The sequence below is a fragment of the Arthrobacter russicus genome (genome assembly GCF_031454135.1).
Lineage (GTDB): Bacteria > Actinomycetota > Actinomycetes > Actinomycetales > Micrococcaceae > Renibacterium > Renibacterium russicum.
In genome coordinates this window covers 2,916,546-2,940,356 of record NZ_JAVDQF010000001.1, presented here as the reverse complement: position 1 = coordinate 2,940,356, position 23,811 = coordinate 2,916,546, and the positions used below count along the sequence as shown (strand labels likewise).

Annotated in this window: 28 protein-coding genes; 5 read left to right on the top strand and 23 right to left on the bottom strand. The window is 62.3% G+C overall.

Translation table 11 applies throughout. From position 1 onward, the window contains the following. Positions 1–78: 78 nt before the first annotated feature. The 9 genes from rplO to rplN form a co-directional block, all read right to left on the bottom strand. Complete coding sequence (gene rplO, locus JOE69_RS13685) at positions 79–603, bottom strand: 50S ribosomal protein L15 (protein ID WP_309799584.1); 525 nt, start codon at positions 601–603, stop codon at positions 79–81. A gap of 2 nt (positions 604–605) precedes the next feature. Then, complete coding sequence (rpmD, locus tag JOE69_RS13680) at positions 606–818, bottom strand: 50S ribosomal protein L30 (RefSeq protein WP_296365773.1); 213 nt, start codon at positions 816–818, stop codon at positions 606–608. Beyond that, complete coding sequence (gene rpsE / locus JOE69_RS13675) at positions 818–1,555, bottom strand: 30S ribosomal protein S5 (RefSeq protein ID WP_296365775.1); 738 nt, start codon at positions 1,553–1,555, stop codon at positions 818–820. The genes rpmD and rpsE overlap by 1 nt, the downstream gene beginning before the upstream one ends. Continuing rightward, positions 1,552–1,935, bottom strand: coding sequence for a 50S ribosomal protein L18 (gene rplR, locus JOE69_RS13670; RefSeq protein ID WP_296365777.1), 384 nt, complete (start codon positions 1,933–1,935; stop codon positions 1,552–1,554). The genes rpsE and rplR overlap by 4 nt, the downstream gene beginning before the upstream one ends. Positions 1,936–1,937: 2 nt before the next feature. Further along, positions 1,938–2,474 (bottom strand): 50S ribosomal protein L6, encoded by a 537-nt coding sequence (gene rplF / locus JOE69_RS13665; protein ID WP_296365779.1) that lies wholly within the window; start codon positions 2,472–2,474, stop codon positions 1,938–1,940. Positions 2,475–2,491: 17 nt separating this feature from the next. Further along, positions 2,492–2,890 carry a 30S ribosomal protein S8 gene (gene rpsH, locus JOE69_RS13660; protein ID WP_296365781.1) on the bottom strand — a complete coding sequence of 133 codons (399 nt, stop codon included), beginning with the start codon at positions 2,888–2,890 and terminating at the stop codon, positions 2,492–2,494. A gap of 90 nt (positions 2,891–2,980) precedes the next feature. Beyond that, positions 2,981–3,562 (bottom strand): 50S ribosomal protein L5, encoded by a 582-nt coding sequence (gene rplE / locus JOE69_RS13655; RefSeq protein ID WP_296365783.1) that lies wholly within the window; start codon positions 3,560–3,562, stop codon positions 2,981–2,983. Next, positions 3,559–3,927, bottom strand: a complete 369-nt coding sequence (gene rplX, locus JOE69_RS13650; protein ID WP_296365784.1) for a 50S ribosomal protein L24 — start codon at positions 3,925–3,927, stop codon at positions 3,559–3,561. The genes rplE and rplX overlap by 4 nt, the downstream gene beginning before the upstream one ends. A gap of 2 nt (positions 3,928–3,929) precedes the next feature. Beyond that, a complete protein-coding gene (gene rplN, locus JOE69_RS13645; RefSeq protein WP_005267743.1) occupies positions 3,930–4,298 on the bottom strand; it encodes a 50S ribosomal protein L14 in 369 nt (122 codons plus the stop codon). Between the two features lie 484 nt (positions 4,299–4,782). Here rplN and JOE69_RS13640 point away from each other — a divergent pair, with 484 nt between their 5' ends. Continuing rightward, positions 4,783–8,439 (top strand): glycosyl hydrolase family 95 catalytic domain-containing protein, encoded by a 3,657-nt coding sequence (locus JOE69_RS13640; protein WP_309799579.1) that lies wholly within the window; start codon positions 4,783–4,785, stop codon positions 8,437–8,439. 177 nt (positions 8,440–8,616) lie between these two features. Here the strand turns inward: JOE69_RS13640 and rpsQ are convergent, their stop codons facing one another. From rpsQ to rpsJ, 11 genes are read right to left on the bottom strand one after another with little or no spacing between them, the layout of a single operon-like run. Next, positions 8,617–8,934, bottom strand: coding sequence for a 30S ribosomal protein S17 (gene rpsQ, locus JOE69_RS13635; RefSeq protein WP_374709712.1), 318 nt, complete (start codon positions 8,932–8,934; stop codon positions 8,617–8,619). Further along, complete coding sequence (rpmC, locus tag JOE69_RS13630; protein WP_296365792.1) at positions 8,931–9,272, bottom strand: 50S ribosomal protein L29; 342 nt, start codon at positions 9,270–9,272, stop codon at positions 8,931–8,933. The genes rpsQ and rpmC overlap by 4 nt, the downstream gene beginning before the upstream one ends. Before the next feature lie 2 nt (positions 9,273–9,274). Continuing rightward, positions 9,275–9,691, bottom strand: coding sequence for a 50S ribosomal protein L16 (gene rplP, locus JOE69_RS13625; RefSeq protein ID WP_296365795.1), 417 nt, complete (start codon positions 9,689–9,691; stop codon positions 9,275–9,277). Continuing rightward, entirely contained in the window at positions 9,692–10,531 is an 840-nt protein-coding gene (gene rpsC, locus JOE69_RS13620) for a 30S ribosomal protein S3 (protein WP_309799576.1), read from the bottom strand. Beyond that, the gene (rplV, locus tag JOE69_RS13615) at positions 10,532–10,897 is read right to left on the bottom strand and encodes a 50S ribosomal protein L22 (RefSeq protein ID WP_296365799.1); all 366 of its coding nucleotides are present in this window, start codon (positions 10,895–10,897) and stop codon (positions 10,532–10,534) included. It lies immediately after the preceding gene. A 38-nt stretch (positions 10,898–10,935) separates the two neighbouring features. After that, positions 10,936–11,217, bottom strand: a complete 282-nt coding sequence (gene rpsS / locus JOE69_RS13610; RefSeq protein WP_296365801.1) for a 30S ribosomal protein S19 — start codon at positions 11,215–11,217, stop codon at positions 10,936–10,938. Between the two features lie 12 nt (positions 11,218–11,229). Then, entirely contained in the window at positions 11,230–12,069 is an 840-nt protein-coding gene (gene rplB, locus JOE69_RS13605; RefSeq protein WP_296365803.1) for a 50S ribosomal protein L2, read from the bottom strand. A gap of 28 nt (positions 12,070–12,097) precedes the next feature. Next, positions 12,098–12,394: a 50S ribosomal protein L23 gene (gene rplW, locus JOE69_RS13600; protein ID WP_041685539.1), complete on the bottom strand. Its 297-nt coding sequence runs from the start codon at positions 12,392–12,394 to the stop codon at positions 12,098–12,100. A gap of 23 nt (positions 12,395–12,417) precedes the next feature. Further along, positions 12,418–13,098 carry a 50S ribosomal protein L4 gene (gene rplD / locus JOE69_RS13595; protein WP_296365805.1) on the bottom strand — a complete coding sequence of 227 codons (681 nt, stop codon included), beginning with the start codon at positions 13,096–13,098 and terminating at the stop codon, positions 12,418–12,420. A 4-nt stretch (positions 13,099–13,102) separates the two neighbouring features. Continuing rightward, complete coding sequence (gene rplC, locus JOE69_RS13590) at positions 13,103–13,753, bottom strand: 50S ribosomal protein L3 (protein WP_296365807.1); 651 nt, start codon at positions 13,751–13,753, stop codon at positions 13,103–13,105. Positions 13,754–13,772: 19 nt separating this feature from the next. Next, the gene (gene rpsJ / locus JOE69_RS13585) at positions 13,773–14,081 is read right to left on the bottom strand and encodes a 30S ribosomal protein S10 (protein WP_003803825.1); all 309 of its coding nucleotides are present in this window, start codon (positions 14,079–14,081) and stop codon (positions 13,773–13,775) included. 507 nt (positions 14,082–14,588) lie between these two features. On the opposite strand from rpsJ, the gene JOE69_RS13580 reads away from it, so the two are divergent. Beyond that, the gene (locus JOE69_RS13580; protein ID WP_309799569.1) at positions 14,589–15,755 is read left to right on the top strand and encodes an ATP-binding protein; all 1,167 of its coding nucleotides are present in this window, start codon (positions 14,589–14,591) and stop codon (positions 15,753–15,755) included. On the opposite strand, the gene JOE69_RS13575 is transcribed toward JOE69_RS13580, so the two are convergent. From JOE69_RS13575 to JOE69_RS13565, 3 genes are all read right to left on the bottom strand, one after another. Then, positions 15,752–17,137, bottom strand: a complete 1,386-nt coding sequence (locus tag JOE69_RS13575) for a lipopolysaccharide biosynthesis protein (RefSeq protein WP_309799567.1) — start codon at positions 17,135–17,137, stop codon at positions 15,752–15,754. The two genes, JOE69_RS13580 and JOE69_RS13575, sit on opposite strands and share 4 nt — an antisense overlap. 187 nt (positions 17,138–17,324) lie before the next feature. Beyond that, positions 17,325–18,737 (bottom strand): DUF7927 domain-containing protein, encoded by a 1,413-nt coding sequence (locus tag JOE69_RS13570; protein WP_309799565.1) that lies wholly within the window; start codon positions 18,735–18,737, stop codon positions 17,325–17,327. A gap of 208 nt (positions 18,738–18,945) precedes the next feature. After that, positions 18,946–19,617, bottom strand: coding sequence for a hypothetical protein (locus tag JOE69_RS13565; RefSeq protein WP_309799563.1), 672 nt, complete (start codon positions 19,615–19,617; stop codon positions 18,946–18,948). Positions 19,618–20,118: 501 nt separating this feature from the next. Between JOE69_RS13565 and JOE69_RS13560 the strand changes: the two genes are divergently transcribed. From JOE69_RS13560 to JOE69_RS13550, 3 genes are all read left to right on the top strand, one after another. Continuing rightward, positions 20,119–20,832 (top strand): SGNH/GDSL hydrolase family protein, encoded by a 714-nt coding sequence (locus JOE69_RS13560; protein WP_309799561.1) that lies wholly within the window; start codon positions 20,119–20,121, stop codon positions 20,830–20,832. 121 nt (positions 20,833–20,953) lie between these two features. Next, positions 20,954–22,510: a sugar transferase gene (locus JOE69_RS13555; protein ID WP_309799559.1), complete on the top strand. Its 1,557-nt coding sequence runs from the start codon at positions 20,954–20,956 to the stop codon at positions 22,508–22,510. A gap of 10 nt (positions 22,511–22,520) precedes the next feature. Further along, positions 22,521–23,804, top strand: a complete 1,284-nt coding sequence (locus JOE69_RS13550; protein ID WP_309801301.1) for a nucleotide sugar dehydrogenase — start codon at positions 22,521–22,523, stop codon at positions 23,802–23,804. Positions 23,805–23,811 lie beyond the last annotated feature (7 nt).

Below are 23,811 nucleotides of genomic sequence, written 5' to 3'. Positions count from 1 at the left end.
AGAAAACGAAAAACTCTTGGTGGATGGAGGAAATCCCCCATCCACCAAGAGCTCAATTCATGCTGTGTGCCAAAGCAATTACAGCTCGGTAGCAGAACCGCCGGCAGCAACAATCTTTTCGGTAGCGCTGGTCGAGAAAGCGTTCACGGTAACCTGCACCTTGACGGTGAGTTCACCGGTCCCGAGCACCTTGACGGGCTGGTTCTTGCGAACTGCCCCCTTGGCGACCAGGCTCTCCACGGTCACTTCGCCACCATCCGGGTACAACTCGGAGATCTTGTCCAAGTTCACGACCTGGAACTCCACCCGGAACGGGTTCTTGAAGCCGCGAAGCTTCGGCAGGCGCATGTGCAACGGCAGCTGACCGCCGGCGAAACCGGCCTTCACCTGGTAGCGGGCTTTGGTGCCCTTGGTGCCACGGCCTGCGGTCTTGCCCTTGGAGCCTTCGCCACGGCCCACACGGGTCTTCGCGGTTTTGGCGCCGGGAGCCGGACGCAGGTGGTGCACCTTCAATGCGTTCTGCTTCTCAACGGTTTCTGCCTTGGCGCTGTCTGCCTTAGTGGCGGACGCCTTGGCGGCCTTAGTTTTAGTAGCTTCAGCCATGATTACTTCGCCTCCTCTACCTTCACCAGGTGCGGAACCGTGTTGATCATGCCGACGGTCACTGCATCGGCCTTGCGCACCACGGTGTGACCGATGCGCTTGAGGCCCAGTGAACGCAGCGTGTCGCGCTGGTTCTGCTTTCCACCGATGGTGGACTTGATCTGCGTGATCTCCAGAGTCTTCTCAGACACCTGGACATTCTTCGGGGTGGTCATTAGGCACCTGCCTTTGCTTGCGCATTTTCCTGAATGGTACGCAACAACGGACCGGGAACGACCTCGTCCATCGGCAAACCGCGGCGGGCTGCAACCGAAGCCGGCTCTTCGAGCTGGCGCAGTGCGGCAACCGTGGCGTGCACGATGTTGATCGCGTTGGAGGAACCGAGCGACTTCGACAGGATGTCGTGGACACCGGCGCATTCCAGCACGGCGCGCACCGGACCGCCGGCGATAACGCCGGTACCCGGGGTTGCCGGACGCAACAGCACGACGCCGGCAGCGGCCTCGCCCTGTACGCGGTGCGGAATGGTGTTGCCGATGCGCGGAACGCGGAAGAAGGACTTCTTCGCTTCCTCGACGCCCTTGGCGATCGCTGCGGGAACTTCCTTGGCCTTGCCGTAGCCGACGCCGACCAGACCGTTGCCGTCGCCGACGACCATCAGGGCGGTGAAGCTGAAGCGACGGCCGCCCTTGACGACCTTGGCCACGCGGTTGATGGTCACCAGTTTTTCAATGTACTGGTTCTTCTCAGCGTCGCGTCCGCCATCGCGGCCGCCACGGCCACCATCGCGGCCGCCACGGCCACCGTCACGTCCGCCACGGCCACCATCGCGGCCGCCACGGCTGCTGCCGCGACGATCCTCGTTGGAACCGGCAGAAGTTTCGGTAGCCGCAACTGCTTCGGTGTTCTCAGACACAGTGGTTGTGCTTTCTTCTTTGATGTTCTCGCTCACAGGGCCAAACCGCCTTCACGTGCGCCATCGGCAACGGCCGCGATCCGGCCGTGGTACTTGTTGCCACCGCGGTCGAAGACGACGGACTCGATGCCGGCCTTCTTCGCACGGTCGGCAACCAGTTCGCCAACGCGCTTGGCTTTGGCGGTCTTGTCGCCGTCGAACGCACGCAGATCTGCTTCCAAGGTGGAAGCAGAAGCCACGGTCACGCCCTTGCTGTCATCGACGACCTGCACGAAGATGTGCCGGGCCGAACGGTTGACAACCAGACGGGGACGGGTCTCGGTACCGACGATCCGCTTGCGGACGCGCAGGTGACGACGACCGCGGGCGGCCGAACGGGACTTGCCCTTGCGGTTCTTATTAATGGTCAAAGCCATGATTACTTACCAGCCTTTCCGACCTTGCGGCGGATAACTTCGCCCGCATAGCGGATGCCCTTGCCCTTGTACGGGTCGGGCTTGCGGAGTTTGCGGATGTTGGCAGCAACCTCGCCCACCTGCTGCTTGTTGATACCCGAGACGGAGAGCTTCGTGGGGCCCTCGACCGTCAGGGTGATGCCCTCGGGAGCCTTGACGGCGACCGGGTGGCTGTAGCCCAGGGCGAACTCGAGGTCCGAGCCCTTGGCCTGAACACGGTAACCGGTTCCGACGATTTCGAGCTTCTTCTCGTAGCCTTCGGTGACACCGGTGATCAAGTTCGAGATCAGGGTCCGGGTCAAGCCGTGCAGCGAACGGGATTCGCGCTCGTCGTTCGGGCGGGACACCGTGAGGGTGCCTTCTTCCAGTGCGACCTCGATCGGGTTCGAAACCGTGAGGGACAACTGTCCCTTCGGGCCCTTCACCGAAACGAGTGAACCGTCGACTTTAACCTCGACGCCGGCAGGCACGGAGATCGGGAGACGTCCAATACGTGACATAGTTCTTTCCTCCCCTACTACCAGACGTAGGCGAGGACTTCCCCACCCACGCCCTTCTTTGCAGCCTGACGGTCGGTCAACAGACCGGACGACGTCGACAAGATGGCGACACCCAAACCACCCAGCACGTTCGGCAGGTTGGTGGACTTCGCGTAAACGCGCAGACCGGGCTTGGAAATCCGGCGGATGCCGGCGATGGAACGCTCGCGGTTCGGACCGAACTTGAGGTCGATGGTCAGCTTCTTGCCGACCTCGGCGTCCTCGACCTTCCAGCTGGCGATGTAGCCTTCAGCCTTCAGGATGTCGGCCACGTGGCCCTTGAGCTTGCTGAACGGCATGGTCACGGTATCGTGGTATGCCGAGTTTGCGTTGCGCAGACGCGTGAGCATATCTGCGACAGGATCTGTCATAGTCATGTGGGCTCTTGCCCTTCCTCGAAGCGGTTTCCGCGTTGTCTTCTCATGCGCCGGCAATCGGCGCGAAGCACGGGACCTGCCAAGTAGTTGTTAGTCTTCGGATTTGAACGGGAAGCCAAGCGCCTTGAGCAGCGCGCGGCCTTCGTCGTCGGTCTTCGCCGTGGTGACCACGGTAATGTCCATGCCACGGATCTTGTCGATCGCGTCCTGGTCGATTTCGTGGAACATGACCTGCTCGGTGAGACCGAAGGTGTAGTTGCCATTGCCATCGAACTGCTTGCCGGAAAGTCCGCGGAAGTCGCGGATACGGGGCAGTGCCAGGGTGACCAGACGGTCGACGAATTCCCACATCCGGTCGCCGCGCAACGTGGTGTGCGCGCCGATCGGCATGCCTTCCCGCAGCTTGAACTGGGCGATCGACTTGCGGGCCTTGGTGACCATCGGCTTCTGGCCGGTGATCAGGGTCAAGTCGCGAACCGCACCGTCGATGACCTTGGAGTCCCGGGCTGCCTCGCCGACGCCCATGTTCACGACGACCTTGACCAGGCGCGGAACCTGGTTGACGTTGCCGTAGTTGAATTCGTCCTGCAGCGTCTTCTTGATTTCCTCGGCGTAGCGGGTCTTCAGACGCGGCGTGATCTTCTCTACAGCTTCAGTGGTTTCGATGCTCATGCCAGATCCTTTCCGGAGCTCTTCGCGAAGCGAACGCGGGTGACGCGTTCACGGCCGTCGCGCTCAACGGTTTCGAGGCGGTAGCCGACGCGAGTCGGCTTCTTGGTGGACGGATCCACCAAAGCCACGTTCGAGATGTGGATGGAGGCTTCAACGGTCTCGATGCCACCGGTCTTGGTGCCGCGCTGCGACTGTCCGACCTTGGTGTGCTTGGTCACGCGGTTGATGCCTTCAACGAGCACGCGGTTGCTTTCCGGGAAAACCCGCAGGACTTTGCCCTGCTTGCCCCGGTCGCCGCCGCGCTCAGCCTTGGCACCGGTGATGACCTGAACCAGATCGCCCTTTTTGATGTTGATCTTCGCCATGTTTACAACACCTCCGGAGCGAGCGAGATGATCTTCATGAACTTCTTGTCGCGAAGTTCCCGGCCGACCGGGCCGAAGATACGGGTACCACGGGGGTCGCCGTCGTTCTTCAAGATCACTGCAGCGTTCTCATCGAACTTGATGTAGGAACCGTCCGCACGGCGGCGTTCCTTCTTGGTGCGGACGATGACGGCCTTGACCACATCGCCCTTTTTCACGTTTCCGCCCGGAATTGCATCCTTGACGGTGGCGACGATGACGTCGCCGATACCTGCGTAGCGACGGCCAGAGCCACCGAGGACACGGATGGTAAGGATTTCCTTAGCACCAGTGTTGTCGGCAACCTTGAGTCGCGACTCCTGCTGAATCACTAGTTACTCCTGTCGTCTCGCCGGTTCTCACCCTGAAGTCGTGCATACAGGATGAGCCTTGCGGAACAGTTGATCGGGGGTGTCTCTCAACCCGCCTGGATTTTGCCAGAGCGGGCCTAAACCGCCATGCCAGGAACATTTGGACCGCCCGCCGCACAGCGGAGAACGGCAGTATGCACTGGCACGAAAGTTTACGAGTTTATGGTGTTGCCCATTGCGCGGCCTTGAATAGACCACACAAGCTCAATATCTTATCACGATTCGAGGCGTCGCTTCACTCGGCAAGCCGCCGCAGCCCACCGACGGAATCCGCCGCCCGCGGGGGATTGCGCCCGAACCGTGAGCGATCCGCAATCCCACCTCGATCAAAAACGTAGACATCCGATCTTTAATCTCATAACATCGGCAGAATATGCTCCGTTTCTGTAGCCAAGTCAATGATTGACCGTATAAACATCTAATCTATCAATAGTTGGGGCTTCAAATGAATCGACAAATTCCGCTCAGCCGGCGCCGCGTCCTGCAATTGGGTGGAGCCTTGGCAACGACGCCAGTGCTCCTCGAATCGGCCGCGCAGCAGGCCGGCGCCGCAAGCCGGGGGCTCCCCGGACAGACCGGGCCCGCCGCTCCCCCGGACTCGGCGAAGCTTTCCGCCAAATCACTCTGGTACCGGCTTCCGGCAACCGATTGGCAATCCCAGGCGCTGCCGATCGGCAATGGCCGGGTCGGCGGAATGATCTTCGGCAGTCCGGAAGAAGACGTCGTCCAATTCAACGAAATCAGCCTCTGGGGCGGGGTCAACAACTACGACAACGCGCTTGCCGGCAAACCGGACAGCGACTACGACACGAGCGTCACGGGCTTCGGCTCCTACCGGGACTTCGGCCAGCTCAACGTGACGTTCGCGGCCCGGAAACGCCCCGTGATCAGCACCCCCGGCGGCCCCTACACCACCTCGGATTCGGAGACCGCAGCGGCGGCCAGCGACGGCAAGGCGAACACCAAGTGGTGCATCGTCGGTCCGCCCAGGGAGGTGCTGTGGCAGATCCAGTTCCCGGAACCCACGGTGCTTGCCGGCTACGCCTTGACCAGCGCGAACGATGTGCCCGCCCGGGACCCGCAGGATTGGACTCTGCAGGGTTCGGCAGACGGTTCCGCGTGGACCGTGCTGGATTCCCGGGCAATCGGCCCGTTCGAATCGCGGGGGCTGGAAAAACGGTTCAGCTTCGGCAACACCACCGGCTACGCCTTTTACCGCTTCGTTTTCGTGCCGAAAGCCGGGGTCAGCCATTTCCAAGTCGCGGAGATCACCGTCCCGGGGATGAATCCGGGGGCCTTCACCAGCTATATCTCGTGTCCCAGCGAATCTTCGGCAGAATCCGCCGGCGCTACCGGCGTATTGCGTTCGGTGGACAACGACCCGGCGACCAGCTGGCAGGTCCCGGCACCCGGGGCCGGAGCACAGTGGCAGTTGGACCTGGCCACGCCGGCGGTGGTGAATTCCTACACCCTCACCAGCGCCGACGCCGCCGATTCGGACCCCCGGTCCTGGAAACTCGAAGGCTCCGAGGACGGAGCCGTCTGGACAGTACTCGACACCCGGCAAAGCGGCTCCCCGTTCCAAGCCCGGAACGAAAGCAAGACCTTCGCGGTCAGCAACACCAAGGCATACCCGGCCTACCGCTTGACCCTGGCCACCAGCTCCGCGAACACTCCGTTGAAGCTCGCTGCGGTCAAAGTGTCCGGCCCGGGCTTCGACTCGCAGTCCGGGGCCGTCGTCGTCGGCTACCAGCGCGCACTCGACCTAGCGGTCGGCGTGCACAGCACGCGCTTCGGCAGTGTCGCCGGGCAAGTGCTCCGCGAGGCTTTCGTCAGCCAGGTCGACGACGTGATGGTGCTGCGTTACACCAGCAACGCGGCAGGTGGATTGTCCGGAACCATTTCGCTCAAATCCGCCCAGACCCAGGCTTCGACCAGCGCCGATGTCACGGCGAAGCAGTTGGCCTTCCGCGGCAACATGGCCAACAATCTGAAGCACGCGGCCACGGTGCGAGTCGTCGAGTCCGACGGCACAGTCACCGCGAAGGACAACACTCTCCAGTTCAGCGGCGCGACCAAGCTCACCCTGTTGCTCGACGCGCGGACTGACTATGCAATGAACGCCACCGCCGGATGGCGCGGCGCAGACCCGGCACCGGGTATCGCGATCGCCCTGAACAAAGCGGCTTTGAAAGGCTATTCGGCGCTATTGGCCGATCACCGGCAACGGGTTTCCGCGCTGATGGACCGGGCCACCGTGGCCTGGGGCGATTCCGAGCAGAGCGTGCTCGCGCTGCCGACCGGTGCCAGGCTCAAGCGGTATGCCGCCGGAGGTGCGGACCCGACCTTGGAACAGATTATGTTCGATTTCAGCCGGTACCTGCTGCTGAGTTCCTCCCGGGCCGACGGCCTGCCGGCGAACCTGCAAGGACTGTGGAACAACAGCAACCAGCCGGCCTGGGCTTCCGACTACCACACCAACATCAATGTCCAAATGAACTATTGGGGTGCCGAGACCACCAACTTGTCCGAATCGCACCTGGCCCTGGCCAAGTTCGTGGCACAGGTTGCGGTACCGAGCCGGGTGGCGACCAGAAACGCCTTCGGCTCGCAGGTGCGCGGCTGGACCGCCCGGACCTCGCAGAGCGTCTTCGGCGGAAATTCCTGGGAATGGAACACCGTAGCCAGCGCCTGGTACGCCCAGCATCTCTATGAACACTGGGCATTCAGCCAGGACATCGCATACTTGCGGGATCTCGCCTACCCGATCATCAAGGAGATCTGCCAGTTCTGGCAGGACCGGCTCAAGGTCCGCGCGGATGGCAGTCTGGTCTCGCCCAACGGCTGGTCACCCGAACAAGGGCCCAAAGAAGACGGCGTCATGTACGACCAGCAGATCATCTGGGACCTGTTCCAGAACTACCTCGACAGCGCCAAAGCGCTCAATGTCGACGCCGAGTACCAGACGGTCATCGCGGGCCTGCAGAGCCGATTGGCGCAGAACAAGATCGGCCGCTGGGGGCAGCTGCAGGAATGGCAGGAAGACCGCGACGATCCGAACAACATCCACCGGCACACCTCGCATCTGTTCGCGGTCTACCCGGGACGGCAGATCACCCCGAAGAATTCGGAATTCTCCGCTGCCGCGCTGGTCTCGCTCAAGGCCCGCTGCGGCGAGAAGGCCGGCGTGCCGTTCACCGCGGCAACGGTCTCCGGGGACAGCCGCCGGTCCTGGACCTGGCCCTGGCGCGCCGCGCTGTTCGCCAGATTGGGCGACGGTTTCCGGGCCCAGCAGATGTTCCGCGGCCTGCTCAGCTACAACACCCTGCCGAACCTCTTCGCCTCGCATCCGCCGTTCCAAATCGACGGCAACCTCGGCATCTCCGGTGCTGTTGCAGAAATGCTGCTGCAAAGCCATGCCGGGTTCATCCACCTGTTGCCGGCCTGCCCGGAGGAATGGCGGAAGTCCGGATCATTCACCGGGCTGCGGGCCCGCGGCGGCTACCAGGTGGACTGCAGCTGGACGGACGGCCAGGTGGTCAGCTACCGGATCGTCGCCGACCGGGCGCTCGACAAAGGGCCGGTCACGGTCCGGGTCAATGGCCAGGACGTCAGTGTTATTCCGGTAGGCGGAAAGAAGGAAACTCCGCCCAAGGTATTGTTCCTGGACGGCGACGGAGTGCAGCTAGCTCCGGGCAGCGAAGTCAAGCCAGGACAACTGGTGACGGTCATGGTCAGCGAGGCCCGGACCGGCCTGGATGCAGTCCTGGAGCTGCGTTCCACACCGGTCCGCTTGGCTGCCGGAAAGATCGACGGAACCGGCGGCATTGTGCTGAACGGCCAGATTCCGGCCGCCTCCGGCAGCCACCGGCTCGTACTCACCATCGCCGGAGTGGAAACGGCCAGTCTGGCGGTGTCCGTCAAAGCCGCCGCCACTGAAACCGGCAACAGCACCAACGATGGCGCTGGAAATGACCCTGTAAATGGCACAACGCTGCCGAATACCGGGCTCGGCTTCTCAGCCTCCGGGGTGCTGGCCGCGGCCGGCGCAACGGTAGCAGCGGGCAGCGCCGCCGTGGCGATGTCCAAGAATCGAGAGTAATCAACATCAGATGAACCATGACGCAGAAACACGTCTGCACAGATAGCGCTGGAGGGCGTAACGGCTAGGGCCACAACAGCCTCGACTGCATCAATGGCCCCAGCATCTGTGCAGACGTGTTCGGCGCACAAAAAGAAGCCCCGGGTCGCTGGACGACCCGGGGCTTCAGTGCAGTGCTTATTTGGCCTTTTCGAGGACCTCGACCAGGCGCCAGCGCTTGGTGGCCGACAGCGGACGGGTCTCGCTGATCAGAACCAAGTCGCCGATGCCGGCGGTGTTCTCTTCGTCGTGCGCCTTCACCTTGGAGGTACGGCGCAGAACCTTGCCGTAGAGCGCGTGCTTAACGCGGTCTTCGACCTGGACGACGATGGTCTTCTGCATTTTGTCGGAGACGACATAGCCGCGACGGACCTTGCGGTAGCCGCGGGCCGACGTCGTTCCTTCGGTCTCAACAGCTTCAGCAGTCACGGTTGCTTCCTTGTTCTCTTCGCTCACTTGGCAGTCTCCTCGGTGGCTTCAGCATCGGCCTCGACGGCCTTCTCTTCTGCCTTCTTCGAAGACTTCTTCTTGGACTTGGCTTCAGCCTTGTCCTCCGCCACAGCAGCGACGAAATCCGGGCGAATGCCCAGCTCGCGCTCACGCATCACGGTGTAGATCCGCGCGATATCGCGCTTCACTGCCCGCAACCGGCCGTGGTTTTCCAGCTGGCCGGTGGCTGACTGGAAACGCAAGTTGAACAGTTCTTCCTTGGCCTTGCGCAGTTCGTCGGTCAGACGTTCTTTGTCGAAGCCGTCAAGCTTCTCAGTGGCCAGATCTTTGGTTCCAACTGCCATTTCTATTCACCACCTTCACGACGCACAATGCGTGCCTTGAGCGGCAGCTTGTGGATTGCCAGGCGCAGGGCCTCGCGAGCGACTTCTTCATTGACACCGGAGAGTTCGAACAGAACCCGGCCCGGCTTGACGTTGGCGATCCACCATTCCGGCGAACCCTTGCCGGAACCCATACGGGTTTCCGCAGGCTTCTTGGTCAACGGACGGTCCGGGTAGATGTTGATCCACACCTTGCCACCACGCTTGATGTGACGGGTCATCGCGATACGAGCGGACTCGATCTGACGGTTGGTCACATAAGCCGGCGTCAAAGCCTGGATGCCGAACTCGCCGAAGCTGACCTTGGTGCCACCAGTGGCCTGGCCGGAACGGCCGGGGTGGTGCTGCTTACGGTGCTTCACTCGACGTGGGATCAGCATTTAAGCGTCACTCCCCTCAGTGGCTGCAGCGGCAGCGGCCGGAGCAGCTTCCACCGCAGCGGTCTCGTTACGGTCATTGCGCTGGCCGCGGCTTCCGCCATCGCGGCGCGGGCCGGAATTGTCCCGACGCGGGCCACGGTCGTCACCACGCGGAGCGCGGCCACGCGACGGAGCTGCGGCAGCTTGCTGCGCCAGTTCCTTCGCGGTGACATCGCCCTTGTAGATCCAGACCTTGACGCCGATGCGGCCGAACGTGGTCTTCGCTTCGAAGAAGCCGTAGTCGATCTGCGCACGCAGGGTGTGCAGCGGCACACGACCTTCACGGTAGAACTCGGAACGGCTCATTTCAGCGCCACCGAGGCGGCCGGAGCACTGCACCCGGATGCCCTTGGCACCGGCACGCTGCGCGGACTGCATGGCCTTCTTCATCGCACGGCGGAAAGCCACGCGGGAAGAGAGCTGTTCGGCGATGCCCTGGGCAACCAGCTGGGCTTCGATCTCCGGGTTCTTGACCTCGAGGATGTTCAGCTGAACCTGCTTGCCAGTGAGTTTCTCCAGCTCGCCGCGGATGCGGTCTGCTTCGGCACCACGACGACCGATCACAATGCCCGGACGGGCAGTGTGGATGTCGACGCGGACGCGGTCACGGGTGCGCTCGATTTCAACCTTGGCGATGCCTGCGCGCTCCATGCCGGTGGACATGAGCTGGCGGATCTTGACGTCTTCGCGGACGAAGTCCTTGTAACGCTGGCCGGCCTTGTTGCTATCCGCGAACCAGTGCGAAACGTGGTTGGTGGTGATGCCGAGTCGGAACCCGTGCGGGTTTACTTTCTGTCCCACTTAGCGGTCCTCCTCGCTCGTAGGGGTAGCGACAACCACGGTGATGTGGCTGGTGCGCTTTTTGATGCGGTAGGCGCGGCCCTGGGCACGCGGCTGAAACCGCTTCATGGTGGGACCTTCGTCAACGAAGACTTCGCTGATGAAGAGATCGCCTTCGTCGAAGGCAACGCTGTCCCGATCGGCCAGCACGCGGGCGTTAGCCACTGCGGACTGGAGTACTTTGAATACCGGCTCCGAAGCTGCCTGCGGGGCAAACTTCAGAATCGCCAGGGCCTCATTCGCTTGCTTGCCACGAATCAGGTTGACGACGCGCCGGGCCTTCATAGGCGTTACGCGGATGTGCCGCGCAATGGCCTTGGCTTCCATTGCTTTCCTTCTCTCGTCTTAGCCGTAATTGCAGGCGCCTAGCGGCGCTTGCCCTTACGGTCGTCCTTCACATGGCCGCGGAAAGTCCGCGTCGGAGCGAATTCGCCCAATTTGTGCCCGACCATCGACTCGGTGACGAACACCGGGATGTGCTTGCGGCCGTCGTGCACGGCGATCGTGTGCCCGAGCATGTCGGGGATGATCATGGACCGGCGGGACCACGTCTTGATGACGTTCTTGGTGCCCTTTTCGTTTTCGTTTGCTACCTTCACAAAGAGGTGCTGGTCAACGAAAGGACCTTTTTTCAGGCTGCGTGGCATCTGTCCAGGCTCCTATCGCTTGTTCTTGCCAGTACGACGGCGACGCACAATGAGTTTGTCGCTCTCTTTGTTCGGGCGGCGGGTGCGACCCTCACGTTTACCATTCGGGTTGACGGGGTGACGGCCACCAGAGGTTTTGCCTTCACCACCACCGTGCGGGTGATCGACCGGGTTCATGGCAACGCCACGGACCGTCGGCCGGACACCCTTCCAGCGCATCCGGCCGGCCTTGCCCCAGTTGATGTTCGACTGCTCGGCGTTGCCGACCTCGCCGACGGTTGCGCGGCAGCGCACGTCGACGTTGCGGATTTCGCCGGAGGGCAGACGCAACTGGGCGAAGCGGCCTTCCTTGGCAACCAGCTGGACCGAAGCGCCAGCCGAACGTGCCATTTTGGCACCGCCACCCGGACGCAGTTCCACGGCGTGGATGGTAGTACCCACCGGGATGTTGCGCAGCGGCAGGTTGTTGCCGGGCTTGATGTCCGCTGCCGGACCTGCCTCGACGAAGTCACCCTGCTTGAGCTTGTTCGGGGCGATGATGTAACGCTTGGTGCCATCAACGTAGTGCAGCAGTGCAATGCGAGCGGTACGGTTCGGATCGTATTCGATCTCCGCAACCTTGGCATTCACGCCGTCTTTGTCATGCCGACGGAAGTCGATCAGACGGTACTGGCGCTTGTGGCCACCACCTTTGTGGCGGGTCGTGATTTTGCCGGAGTTGTTGCGGCCGCCCGATTTGGGCAGCGGACGGACCAGAGACTTCTCCGGCGTCGACCGCGTGATTTCTGCGAAGTCGGCAACGCTCGAGCCACGACGGCCCGGGGTTGTCGGCTTGTATTTACGGATTCCCATGATATTTCCTCGTTAAAGTGGTCTCCGCTTATGAAAGCGGACCGCCGAAGATGTCGATCGTGCCTTCTTTGAGGGTGACAATTGCACGCTTGGTGTTCTTGCGCTGTCCCCATCCGAATTTGGTCCGCTTGCGCTTACCGGCACGGTTGATGGTGTTGATCGAGTCCACTTTGACGGAGAAAATCTTCTCCACGGCGAACTTGATCTCGGTCTTGTTCGAGCGCGGGTCGACCAGGAAGGTGTATTTGCCTTCGTCGATCAGGCCGTAGCTCTTTTCCGAAACGACGGGTGCCAGCACCACGTCGCGAGGGTCTTTGTTGTAAATCGCCGAGTTAGCAACTGCGTTGGTCACTTGCCGGCCTCCTCAGTCTCAACTGCGTCAGCTTCGACGACCTCTTCGACCGGGGCGCCGGCACCGAAGGCGTCATCCGCGGCTTTGCCGGAGACGAAAGCTTCGTAAGCAGCTTTGGTGAAGACGACGTCGTCGGAGATCAGCACGTCATAGGTGTTCAACTGATCCACGTACAGCACGTGGACCTCGGCCAGGTTGCGCACGGACAGTGCGGCAACGTCATTGGCACGCTCGATGACGACCAGCAGGTTCTTCCGCTCGGAAACGCCGCGCAGAGTCGCGAGAGCTTCCTTGGCCGAAGGCTTGGTGCCGGCAACCAGCTCGGCGACCACGTGGATCCGCTCGTTGCGGGCCCGATCGGACAAGGCGCCGCGCAATGCAGCAGCCTTCATCTTCTTGGGGGTCCGCTGCGCGTAGTCACGCGGGGTCGGGCCGTGCACGATGCCGCCGCCGGTCATGTGCGGGGCGCGGATCGAGCCCTGACGAGCCCGGCCGGTGCCCTTCTGCTTGAACGGCTTGCGACCGGCACCGGAAACTTCGGCGCGGGTCTTGGTCTTGTGCGTGCCCTGGCGGGCAGCCGCGAGCTGTGCGACGACGACCTGGTGCAGCAGCGGCACGTTGGTCTGGACGTCGAAGATCTCTGCGGGCAGATCAACTTTTACAGTCTTAGTAGCCATGGTCTTATGCTCCCTTCACGGCGGTACGCACGAGGACGACCCGGCCACGGGCGCCGGGGATGGCACCCTTGATGAGCAGCAGGGACTTCTCGGCGTCAACGGCGTGAACTGTCAGGTTCAACGTGGTGTGGCGTTCTCCACCCATGCGGCCAGCCATCCGGAGGCCTTTGAAAACACGGCTGGGGGTAGAAGCGCCACCGATTGAACCGGGCTTGCGGTGGTTCTTGTGGGCGCCGTGCGAGGCACCGACGCCGTGGAAGCCGTGACGCTTCATGACACCGGCGAAGCCCTTGCCCTTGGAGGTGCCGACGACGTCGACCTTCTGGCCGGCTTCGAAGATCTCCACGGAGAGCTCCTGGCCCAGCGAGTAGGACTCGGAGTCATTGGTGCGCAGCTCGACGACGTGACGACGCGGGGTGACCCCGGCCTTCTCGAAGTGGCCGGCAAGCGGCTTGGTGACCTTGCGCGGATCGATCTGGCCGTAGCCGATCTGAACGGCGGTGTAGCCATCTTTGGCGGCGTCACGCAGCTGGGTGACGACGTTGGAGTCAGCCTGGACGACGGTAACCGGAACAAGCTTGTTGTTCTCGTCCCAGACCTGGGTCATGCCGAGCTTCGTGCCCAGGATTCCCTTTACAGTACGGATCGCGGTCATAGTTTTCTCAGCACCTCCCTCAGAGCTTGATTTCGATGTTCACGTCAGCCGGCAGGTCGAGGCGCATGAGCGAGTCGACGGCCTTCGGCGTGGGGTCAATGATGTCGATAAGACGCTTGTGCGTGCGCATTTCGAAGTGCTCGCGGCTGTCTTTGTACTTGTGCGGCGAACGGATGACGCAGTACACGTTCTTCTCCGTCGGCAACGGCACGGGGCCGACTACCGTTGCGCCTGCACGGGTGACCGTCTCAACGATCTTCCGGGCTGAAACGTCAATGACCTCGTGGTCATACGACTTCAGCCGGATGCGGATTTTCTGTCCCGCCATGGCTTGGCTCTCTTCCTGGCTTGCTGCTCTGTTGACTTGCTGCAATGTGAATCCGCAGACACTGAATCCGGAAACTTCCGGGTTCCTCAATGCCTCGGACACCGACCCCCGCGGTCGGGCGTGTCGCGATTTTCACGCAAACGACGCCGACAAAAAAGGTTGGCTGGTTATGTTTGGGCTCCAGCTTGGACCCTCACATCCGGCATTATCCGGACGGGGACGCGAAGGAGCGCTTGAACAACTCATCTAGTATGCCGGATCGGCGCGGAAAACACCAATCACCGTACGCCCCACCCGCCGGTCCGGCATCTTGGCCGGTGCCGTCATAAACCGCGTGCACCGAGAACCACCTCTTGGAAGAAGCCTCAGTCCGGGCGGAGCGGCCCGACTGGATGCACCGGGTCCGCGGCTGGATGAAGCATCATCGGATATCGTCGCCGAGAGAGAACGATACCGGACTCCGACTGGCCCGGAGCATTGCCAACCATCGAAAACGGAGAACTGCACATGACATCGAATCCGACCGATTCACCGGTCGCCGGCGCGTTCCGCTGGGTAATCCCAGAGACTGTGCCGGACGCCCCGATGCAGGACCGGGAAGCCGATCTCTGGACCGTCGAGGTGCTCGGCGCCTCGATCAGCTTCAGCGGGTTCAGCGATCTGGAAATGGCCGAGCTGGACCGCTGCTGGCACCGTTGCAATCCCCGGCGCGGAGGCCGGTCCGCCGCCGTCTTCGTCCGGCACAGCGGAATTTCCTGGCGGCAACAACACGAAGACATCGTCTCCCTGCTGACCCTGGCCGGCATCAATTCGGTCGCCGGCCGCCGGCTGATGTTCCATGCCGGTGGAATCAGCGATCCGGAAAGCGGCCGCTCGCTCGCCTTGGTCGCCAAATCGGGCACCGGCAAGACCACGGCGATCCGGAACCTGGCCCGGCAATTCGGTTACCTCTCCGATGAAACCGTCGCGATCGATCCGGCTTCGCTGCAGATTCTGCCCTATCCGAAACCGCTTTCGGTGCTCGGCCCTGACGGCAAACGCCCCAAACAGCAATACTCCCCCGAGGAACTGGCCTTGTCCGAAGCTCATCCGGACCCGGTGCTGCACCGGATCGTACTCCTCCATCGGGTGCCGGGTACCGACGAGCCGCTGGTCGAGCCCCTGGGCACTGCAGAAGCCTTGGGCTTGCTGGTACCGGATTCTTCCTCGCTGTCCCGGCTCGATCGCGGCCTGGTTGCACTCGCCGAGGTGCTGACCCGGACCGGTGGCGCAATCCGGGTGACCTACGCGGAAAACACCCAATTGACGCCCTTGGTCCCGGAGCTGCTGCGCCAAGACCGCGCCCTGGCCGGCAGCGCCAGAGATTGGACGCCGGTCGACTTGACCGTGGCCGGGGCGCCGGGCTCCGGCCACGGCGGCCAGTTGCTGCGTCGGGTCGTACCTGACGACGCGATCCGCTTGGGCGAGTCCCTGGCCGTCCTCAACGGCGAGCGATTCGATGTCGTTTCCGGCATCGGGGCGGCAATCTGGACATCCGCCCGGAGCTGGCGCACCGAGCAGCAGCTGCACGCAGCGGTGCTGGCAGAGTACGGAGCGCATCCGGAGAGCGAACGCTTGGTCGCCGAAGCCGTCGGATCGTTGCAGGCAGCCGGGCTGCTATTGCGCTCGGCCTAGCCGCGGCGCGCCCGCGGTCGGCGCAGGACTCGTTTCCCGGCGAACCACAGAATGTCCAGGTCGCTTCGCCGGACGCCGTAGAAGCCGGCAATCGGCATGCCGAATTTCCGGGACAACCAGACCAAGTTCAGGTTGCCCGCAACAAAGTTGCCGACCAAGGTCGAAATCGCGGCGCCGACCGCACCCAGCGGGCCGACCAGAAGCAAGAACACGATGAGGTTGAGCACCGCGGCGATGCCCATGCTCAAACTGCGCAAGCCCGGACGATTGCGGGCACTCAAGCCCGCCCCGGCTACCGAACCGCCGGCTCCGAGCGAACTCGCCAGCAGCAGGACCAGGGTGGCTGGCACCGCAGCGCTGAAATCCCGGCCGAAGAGTATCGGCAGCCACCACCAACAAGTCGCGGCGAGTGCCAAACTGGACAACAAGGTCAGCAATGAGGTGATCCGCGCCGCTCGCTGCAGACGCTCATCGGCTTGTTTCGACTCCCCTTCCGCGGCGTCGGAGGGCAGAATGACCCCGCGCACCGCGGAGGCGATCACACCTGGAGCTTCGCCCACACTCACCGCCACGACGTAGAGCCCGAGTTGCTTCGCATTCGACAACGGGACCATCAGCAATTGGTCCATCCGGCTCAAGACGATGCCGGCCAAGGAACCGAACCAGAGCCGTCCGCCGAACGACGTGATGGCGGCAAATCCCAGGGCCGGGCTCTTTTCGTGGCGTTCGTTTGGGCCGAGGCGACGGATCAGGAAGGGCAGGTAGCACAACGATTCCAGGATCGGCATTGCCAGGATGATCAAGACCGCCATCAACGGGGTCAACCATCCGCCCAACCAGAGCACCAGATAAGCAGTCAACCGCAGTCCGGCACTGACCAGCATCACGCTTGCGGCCAGCTTCCATCGATGGCTGCCCAAGGCCAGGCCGCGCGGCAAAGCAGCCATGAAGTTCAGTGGTGTGGCTAGCGCGGTCATTCCGATCAGACGCAATAACTCGGCGTTGCCCGCGGCGAGGGGAACCGCAGAGATCCAGACCAACACCCCGCAGAGCACCCCCAGGGCGAACAGCAATACACCGGCCCGGGACGCGATTTGCCGGGCATTCCGAGAGTGTTTCGCGACGAAGTAGATGATCGCATCGGGAATGCCCAAAGCCCCCACCGCGACGACGAACAGCAGCGGCGCCACGGCTGCGGCCACCACACCGCGCCCCTCCACCCCCAGAGACTGGGCCAGGATCGGCGCCGTCGCCAATGAGACCAGCGGGACCGCCACATTGATCGCGAACGAGAAAACCATCTTCCGCGAAAAGCTTTCCGCGGGAGCCTCGGCGGCGGCCACGGAAGCACCAGCCGCGGAGCCGGGGTTTTCAGCAGTCATCTGGGTTTTCCTGTCTGTGGTACTGCAGAAGTTTCTCACGCCCGTCAGGTGCCGGCACCTGGCGGCACGGCAAAAGTCCGCTCGGGACGATGACCTGGTTGGTCACCGCCCCGAGCGGACTCGAGCTTCGCTCGGAAGCATCGCTTCTGCCGGCGTCAGAGCGCGCGGCTCAGGAAGCGAGCCCCGATTAGCCGGTGATCGAAGTGGCTGTACGGTTGTCCGCGCAACGGCTGTTCGATGCGATGCAGAACTGCGGAGCGGTCTCACCGTCCTTCAGCACGAAGTTGGTCATCCGGTTGTCGCCGCGGTTGCTCGGCTGGTTCACTTTGACCGAATACTTGATCTGGACGGTCTGACCCGGATCAATCGTGCCCTTGATCGTGAACCGGTTGCCGCTGACCGCGCTGACCTGGAGCGCAGCGTTGTCGGAAACCGGCTGGGAGTTGACCGTGGCGTCGTCCAGCACCCGGCTCATGTCGTCGAACTCATCGACGGCGGTGGGCCGCAGGGTGTCATTGGTGTAGGTCAGGGTGTAGTTGAGCACCTGGTTGGAGACCATCGCGATGCGCAACGGAACGTCGGACTCCTTCTTCACCTTGGCATCGCCCGCGGGGTTGATCGGCACGAGTCCGCCCGAGGCCAGATCCTGAAGCCGGTAGCTGTAGCTGCCGTTTCCGCCCGGTTGCTTGGTCGCCACCTTCGAAGCCTGGCCGGTGCCGGGATCGATGACATAGATATCGCCATTGCTCTGCCCGGCATACCATTTGCCATTGAGCCAAGCGAACCCGTAGTAGTAACCAGCAGCGTACGGCAAACCTTCGACCTTGACCGCCTGGGACACCGGGACCTCAGCACCCTCGGTGAAATTGGAGACATCGTATTTGTAGATGTAGTTTCCGGTGTTGTAGCCATTGCTGGTCATCAGACCGTAGAAATTTCCCTGGACATCGAATGCGTAATCCGGGGCGACCTGATTTCCGCCGTTCCACACCCGGTCGCTAGCCGGCGCAACCAACTTGCCACTGAGGGTCGTGGTGTTCGTGGTCGGGTCGAACCTGCTGATCCTGGTGTTGGCCGGGCTGGCGAGGTTAGTACCTTGCCAGTACATGCCTTTGCCGTCGACCGCGCTGCCGCCCCAGGCAACGCCCGTGGGCGAGCGCCGCGACTGGCCCACCTCTTCGATCTTGTTATCGCCGTCCTTTACCCGGTAAACCTGCTGGGTGCTGGCATTCCAACGGCTGCCCATGAAGGCGAGTTTGCTCGGGTCGCTGGCGTCCGGGCCCAACCCGAGGTTGCCCGCCCAGTACGTCGGCGCATAGCGATTGGCGATGTTTTCCTGAGTGACTTTGCCGCCGTCGAACTTGATCTTAGTGATGCTGCCGCCCTCACTCGCGTAAAGCGCACCGGCATCGATGTTCACTGCTTTATTGCCGTCCAAAGGCCAGGTATCACCAGTCGCCGCATTGGCCGGACCGGCCGTTGCCACGAGGCCGAACGGCGCAATCAGTGCAGCGCCAAGGGCCAAGGCGGCCACCGAGGTTGCGCGCGGCTTGCGCGAAGTGCGCCCGCCCCCGGCGGGCACGAGAACTTGCTTATTCATGGTTTCCCAATCTATTTCTGATGCATTGGAGTGGCTCTGCGGCGCAGAAGTGACGTTGCGGTATTTTTCCTGCCGCTCAGGCTCCCCTCCCAATCACAAGCCTGAGCGAAAAAGTCGTAGTCGGCCGGGCCGACTCGGGCGAGACCGTGCGCCCGGCACCGGAGAAGTTTCGGAGCCGGGCAACGACGTCGTCCGGGACGTGCGCGGATCAGCCGCGCAGCACCCGGGCATTCTGCCGCGCTTGCGGGGACATGTCCCGGGTCGGAGCCGTTGGAGCGCGCCGGGCCGACCGCTGCTGATCCCGCATCGGCGCACCCGCCGGGTTCAAGCCACCGAAGTACTGTGTGGCTCCAGGCGTGCCCTGGATCTGCTTTCCGTCGACGATGGCCCGGGTCTGCATCTTCAAGTAGACGCCGGTGCCCTGCGGGCCATCGGAGTTGAAGCTGAGATCCTGCATCGGCACAGTAGTCACCGGATCGCTCGCGGTGATCACGCCTTCGTACTTAATCACATACCGGCGGAACTGCCGGCCGTCGATCGTGACCACCTCTTGGGCCACCGGCAGCGCCCACTCGCTGGGCATTCCGGTCCAACCCAGGACCGGCGCGGCATCCCCGTCTTGCCGGCCATCGATGCTGACGAAAAGGTCGATCTCGAGATTCGTGATCGTCGATCCGACCTTGGTCCCGGTGATCTGGGTGCTGCGCCGATTGCCGTTCGCGTCTTCTCCACGAACCTCCACACCGCCTTCCCAAGCCGAGACATCCAGTTCGCCGGAGATCGTCGAGGTGACGGAAGCCGCGGCTGCAGGCGCCGCAACGGAAAGCGCCATCACCGGCGCCGACCAGGCTGCCGATTTCACCACCGTCCTCCGGCTCACGGCTTCAGGGAACTTGAATCCCGATCCTGCGTCCTTAGTTTCCTTCATCTTCGAGCGACTCCCCACGTTATCTAGCTAGAATGCATTGTCTGCTTAGCGACCATGAACCTTTTGATTCAACAAATATTTAAAAATCCGAATGACTCCATGATTGAAACTCCCAATTACAGACGCATTCGACTTAAAGCTAGCCTCAAGAAGTAATCTTTGTCAAACTATAAAAACAAATTGGCATTACAATATAGAGCCCACGATAAATAGGCTCAATTTTCCTCTTCGTCGAATCGAAATTTTGCTCATCGAATTCAATCATGTTGAAATTGTCAGTAAGGGGTACCCGCAGTGCCGCACTCATGACACCAGGATCCGAAAATGTGTCATAGATCACTTATTGGGCCTTCACTCCGGCCATCGCTGATCCGCCAAACCCTCAGTCTCCGCTCGCCGCCCGCTCGGCCGGATCAAGCAAACTTGGCCCCATTGACAGGACAGGAAACCGCTGTGAAACGCTTCAAACTCAGATACGCCGTACTGTGCGCCGCGTTGGCCGGCACCATCGTGCTGGGGGCCCTCGCGTTCTTCCGGATGTCCGCACCCGCGCCGTCCGGCGCCGGGGCCAGCGCCGGCAGTCTCACGGCCGCACCCGAAGCACGCACCACCGCCCTGGTTTACGGCGACTCGATTTCACAAGGCGATTCCGCAGCCTTTTCCCGGCAAGACCTGGGCAACCGCGCTTGGCCCAAATACCTCTCGCAGAACGGTGTTTACTTTGTGGGCGGATATGCCCAAGGCGGCCTGACCGCAGGTATGCTGATCGACCGCAATTTATGCCAGGAAGGCACCCGGGCGTCCGTTGTCGTCGCCGCTTTCGGGACCAATTCATTGCTCCTGGGCGAATCGTTCGAGACCAACCTGAAGAATCTCGAACGGTTGAAGGCCGAGTGCGGCGGCACCGTCCCGCCGAGCGCTTTCCTGGTCACCGCCGTCGGCCCGATGGACCGGCTGCCCCCGGCCCGGATCGCGGATTGGAATACTCGATTGGCCGCCGCGGCAGCGGAACGGGGGTGGACTTACGTCGACCCGTTCCAGGGATTGCGCACCTCGGAGAACACCTGGCCGGCGGGGCTGAGCATTGACGGCTTGCACCCCGCCGAAGCGGCGGCCGAGATCTATGCGGCCAATATCGCGCCGAACATCATCGCAGCCGGCCGCTGAAGGCCTTCCGGCACAGCACGGTGTGAAGCGTGTCACTCTTGCACAGTTTGCTGTCATAGATCAGCCTGCTGCTGAACCCCTCCCCAGGAAAGCAACATTTGATGCTCAGGGGAGTTCCTAAATGTCGATATTGGATTCACACGCGCCTGCAGAAAGCAGGCTGCGGCAGCATGCCCGCGAACGGCCGCACGAAATCCGGCCCAACGCCGGCGATACGAAGCCCGAACCGTCGGATAACTGGCGCAGCCGGTACTTGCACCGTTTGCGTCTTCTGGACGCAGTCGCGATCATCGCCGCCATGACGATCGCGCAATTCGTGCGTTTCGGCGACGGTTTCGACGACGAGGGTATGACGCTCTTCAACCAGCATGTGCCCTATTGGACGCTCGGCCTGGTCCTGGCGGCTCTCTGGTGGATGGCGCTGGGAGCCTCCGGCGGACGGCACGTGCGCCTGGTCGGCCAGGGGGCCGAAGCAAGCCGCAAGGTGCTCGCGACCACCATGGCGGTTTTCGGCACCGTGGCGATCCTGTCCTACGTCTTCGGCCTGCCGACTGCCCGGGGCTACATTCTGGTGGCTCTGCCAACCGGTTTGCTGCTGATCCTGGCGCTCCGGATGGCTGCCCAGAAGCTCCTGCTCCGACGCCGCACCTCCGCGGCCGAGAACATGTCCCGCACCCTGATCCTCGGCCGGCGTTTGGCCGCCGAGCAGGTGATGAACCACATGGAGGCCAACCCGGCTGCCGGTTTGAAACCGGTGGCCATCTACCATCCGCGACGGGACGACGGGCCCCTTGTCCATGAAGGCAACTACGATTCGGGGACTCAGTACTTGCGCGGCCGGCCGAGCGTCGACGAGATTCTGTTGGCGCTGGAATCCTTGCATGCCGACAGTGTTGTGGTCACCGACGAAACCGGGTTGACGCCGAAGGAGGTCAGGCGTTTCGGCTGGGCATTGGCCGATGCCGGCGTCCGGCTGATTCTTGCCCCGTCCCTGAGCGGTATTGCCGGACCGCGGATCCATTCCCAGCCGCTCAACGGCCTGCCGTTGATCCATGTGTCCACGCCGCAACTGACGGGGATCAAAAAACAGGTGAAACGGGGCTTCGACCTGATCGCGTCTTCGGCGCTGCTCTTGCTGATCTCCCCAGTTCTGCTGGTGGTTTCGCTGATCATCAAGCTCTCCGACGGCGGGCCGGTGTTCTTCCGGCAGAAACGCGTCGGCGTGAACCGCTCCGAATTCCAGATGTACAAATTCCGCAGCATGGTGCCCAACGCCGAAGCCTTGCGGCAAGACCTGGATTCGGATCAGGGCGACGGCAACGTGCTTTTCAAGATCAAGGGCGATCCGCGGATCACCCGCGTCGGCCGGTTCATCCGCAAATACAGCATCGACGAACTCCCTCAGCTGCTCAACGTGTTGCTCGGCCACATGTCTTTGGTCGGCCCCAGGCCTCCTTTGCCTGCCGAAGTCGAGCGTTATGAGGACGACGCGCACCGTCGCCTGCTGGTGCTCCCCGGAATCACCGGATTGTGGCAGGTCTCAGGTCGATCTGATCTGAGCTGGGAACAATCCGTCCATCTGGACCTCTACTACGTGGAGAACTGGTCCCTCTCCTCCGACATCCTGATTCTGTTCAAAACACTGAAAGCGACTTTGAAGCCCGATGGCGCATACTGATTCCCCGCACATGAATACCGGCTCTTATGACGTGACTGGCCAAAAGACCGTCGTCATCGGGCAGGGCTACGTCGGCTTGCCGCTTTCGCTGGCCGCGACACACGCTGGTTTCGCCGTCGTCGGGCTCGACAAAAGCCAACGCGTGGTTGACCTGCTCAACGACGGGAAATCCCACGTCGACGACATCCAGGACCACGAAGTCGCCGAAATCCTGAATTTCGGATTCCGCGCCAGCAGCGACCCGGAAGTGCTCCGCGAGGCCGAGGTAGTGGTCATCTGCGTGCCCACTCCGCTGGCCAAGGACGGCACGCCGGATCTGGATCCGGTCGTAGACGCCGCCAGGACGATTGCCCGCCACTTGCGCAAGGGGGCAACGGTGGTCCTGGAGTCCACAACCTATCCGGGTACCACCGACGGCCTGGTGAAAGACATCTTCACCGCAGCCGGGCACCGGATTGACGAAGATTACTTCCTGGCGTTCTCACCGGAGCGGATCGATCCCGGCAACGCGGTCTACACGCTCACCAACACGCCCAAAGTCGTCGGCGGAGTGACCGAAGAATCCACCGCGAAGGCCAAGGCCTTCTATGCTTCCTTCATCGACAAGGTCGTGACCGCCCGCGGAGCCAAGGAAGCCGAAACCGCGAAGTTGTTGGAAAACACCTACCGGCACATCAACATCGCACTGGTCAATGAAATGGCCAAGTTCTGCCATGAGATGGACATCGATCTCTGGGACGTGATCGATGCTGCCAAGACCAAGCCTTTCGGATTCCAAGCCTTCTACCCCGGCCCCGGCGTGGGCGGGCACTGCATCCCGATCGATCCGAATTACCTCAGCTACGAAGTCAAGCGCACGTTGGGCTATCCGTTCAGATTCGTCGAGTTGGCCCAAGAGATCAACCAATCCATGCCTTCCTACACCGTCCAGCGGGTCCAGGAAGCACTCAACGACGACAAATTGGCGCTCAATGGTGCCGAAGTGCTGATCCTCGGTGTCACCTACAAACCGAACATCGCGGACCAGCGCGAATCACCGGCCTTCGATGTGGCAGTCGAGTTGCTCAAGCGGGGTGCGGTCTTGAAATTCCACGACCCGAAGGTCGACACCTGGCACCTGCCTTCCGGAGACTTGCCCTGCGTCCCGGACCTCGAGGAAGCGGTGCGCGAGGCGGACATCAGCATCCTGCTGCAGAACCACGCCGAGTACGATGTGCAAGACCTGGCAGCGCAGGCGAAGCGTTTCTTCGACACCCGTGGTGCCATCACGGCCGGCACCGGCGCCCGGCTCTGAGCGACGG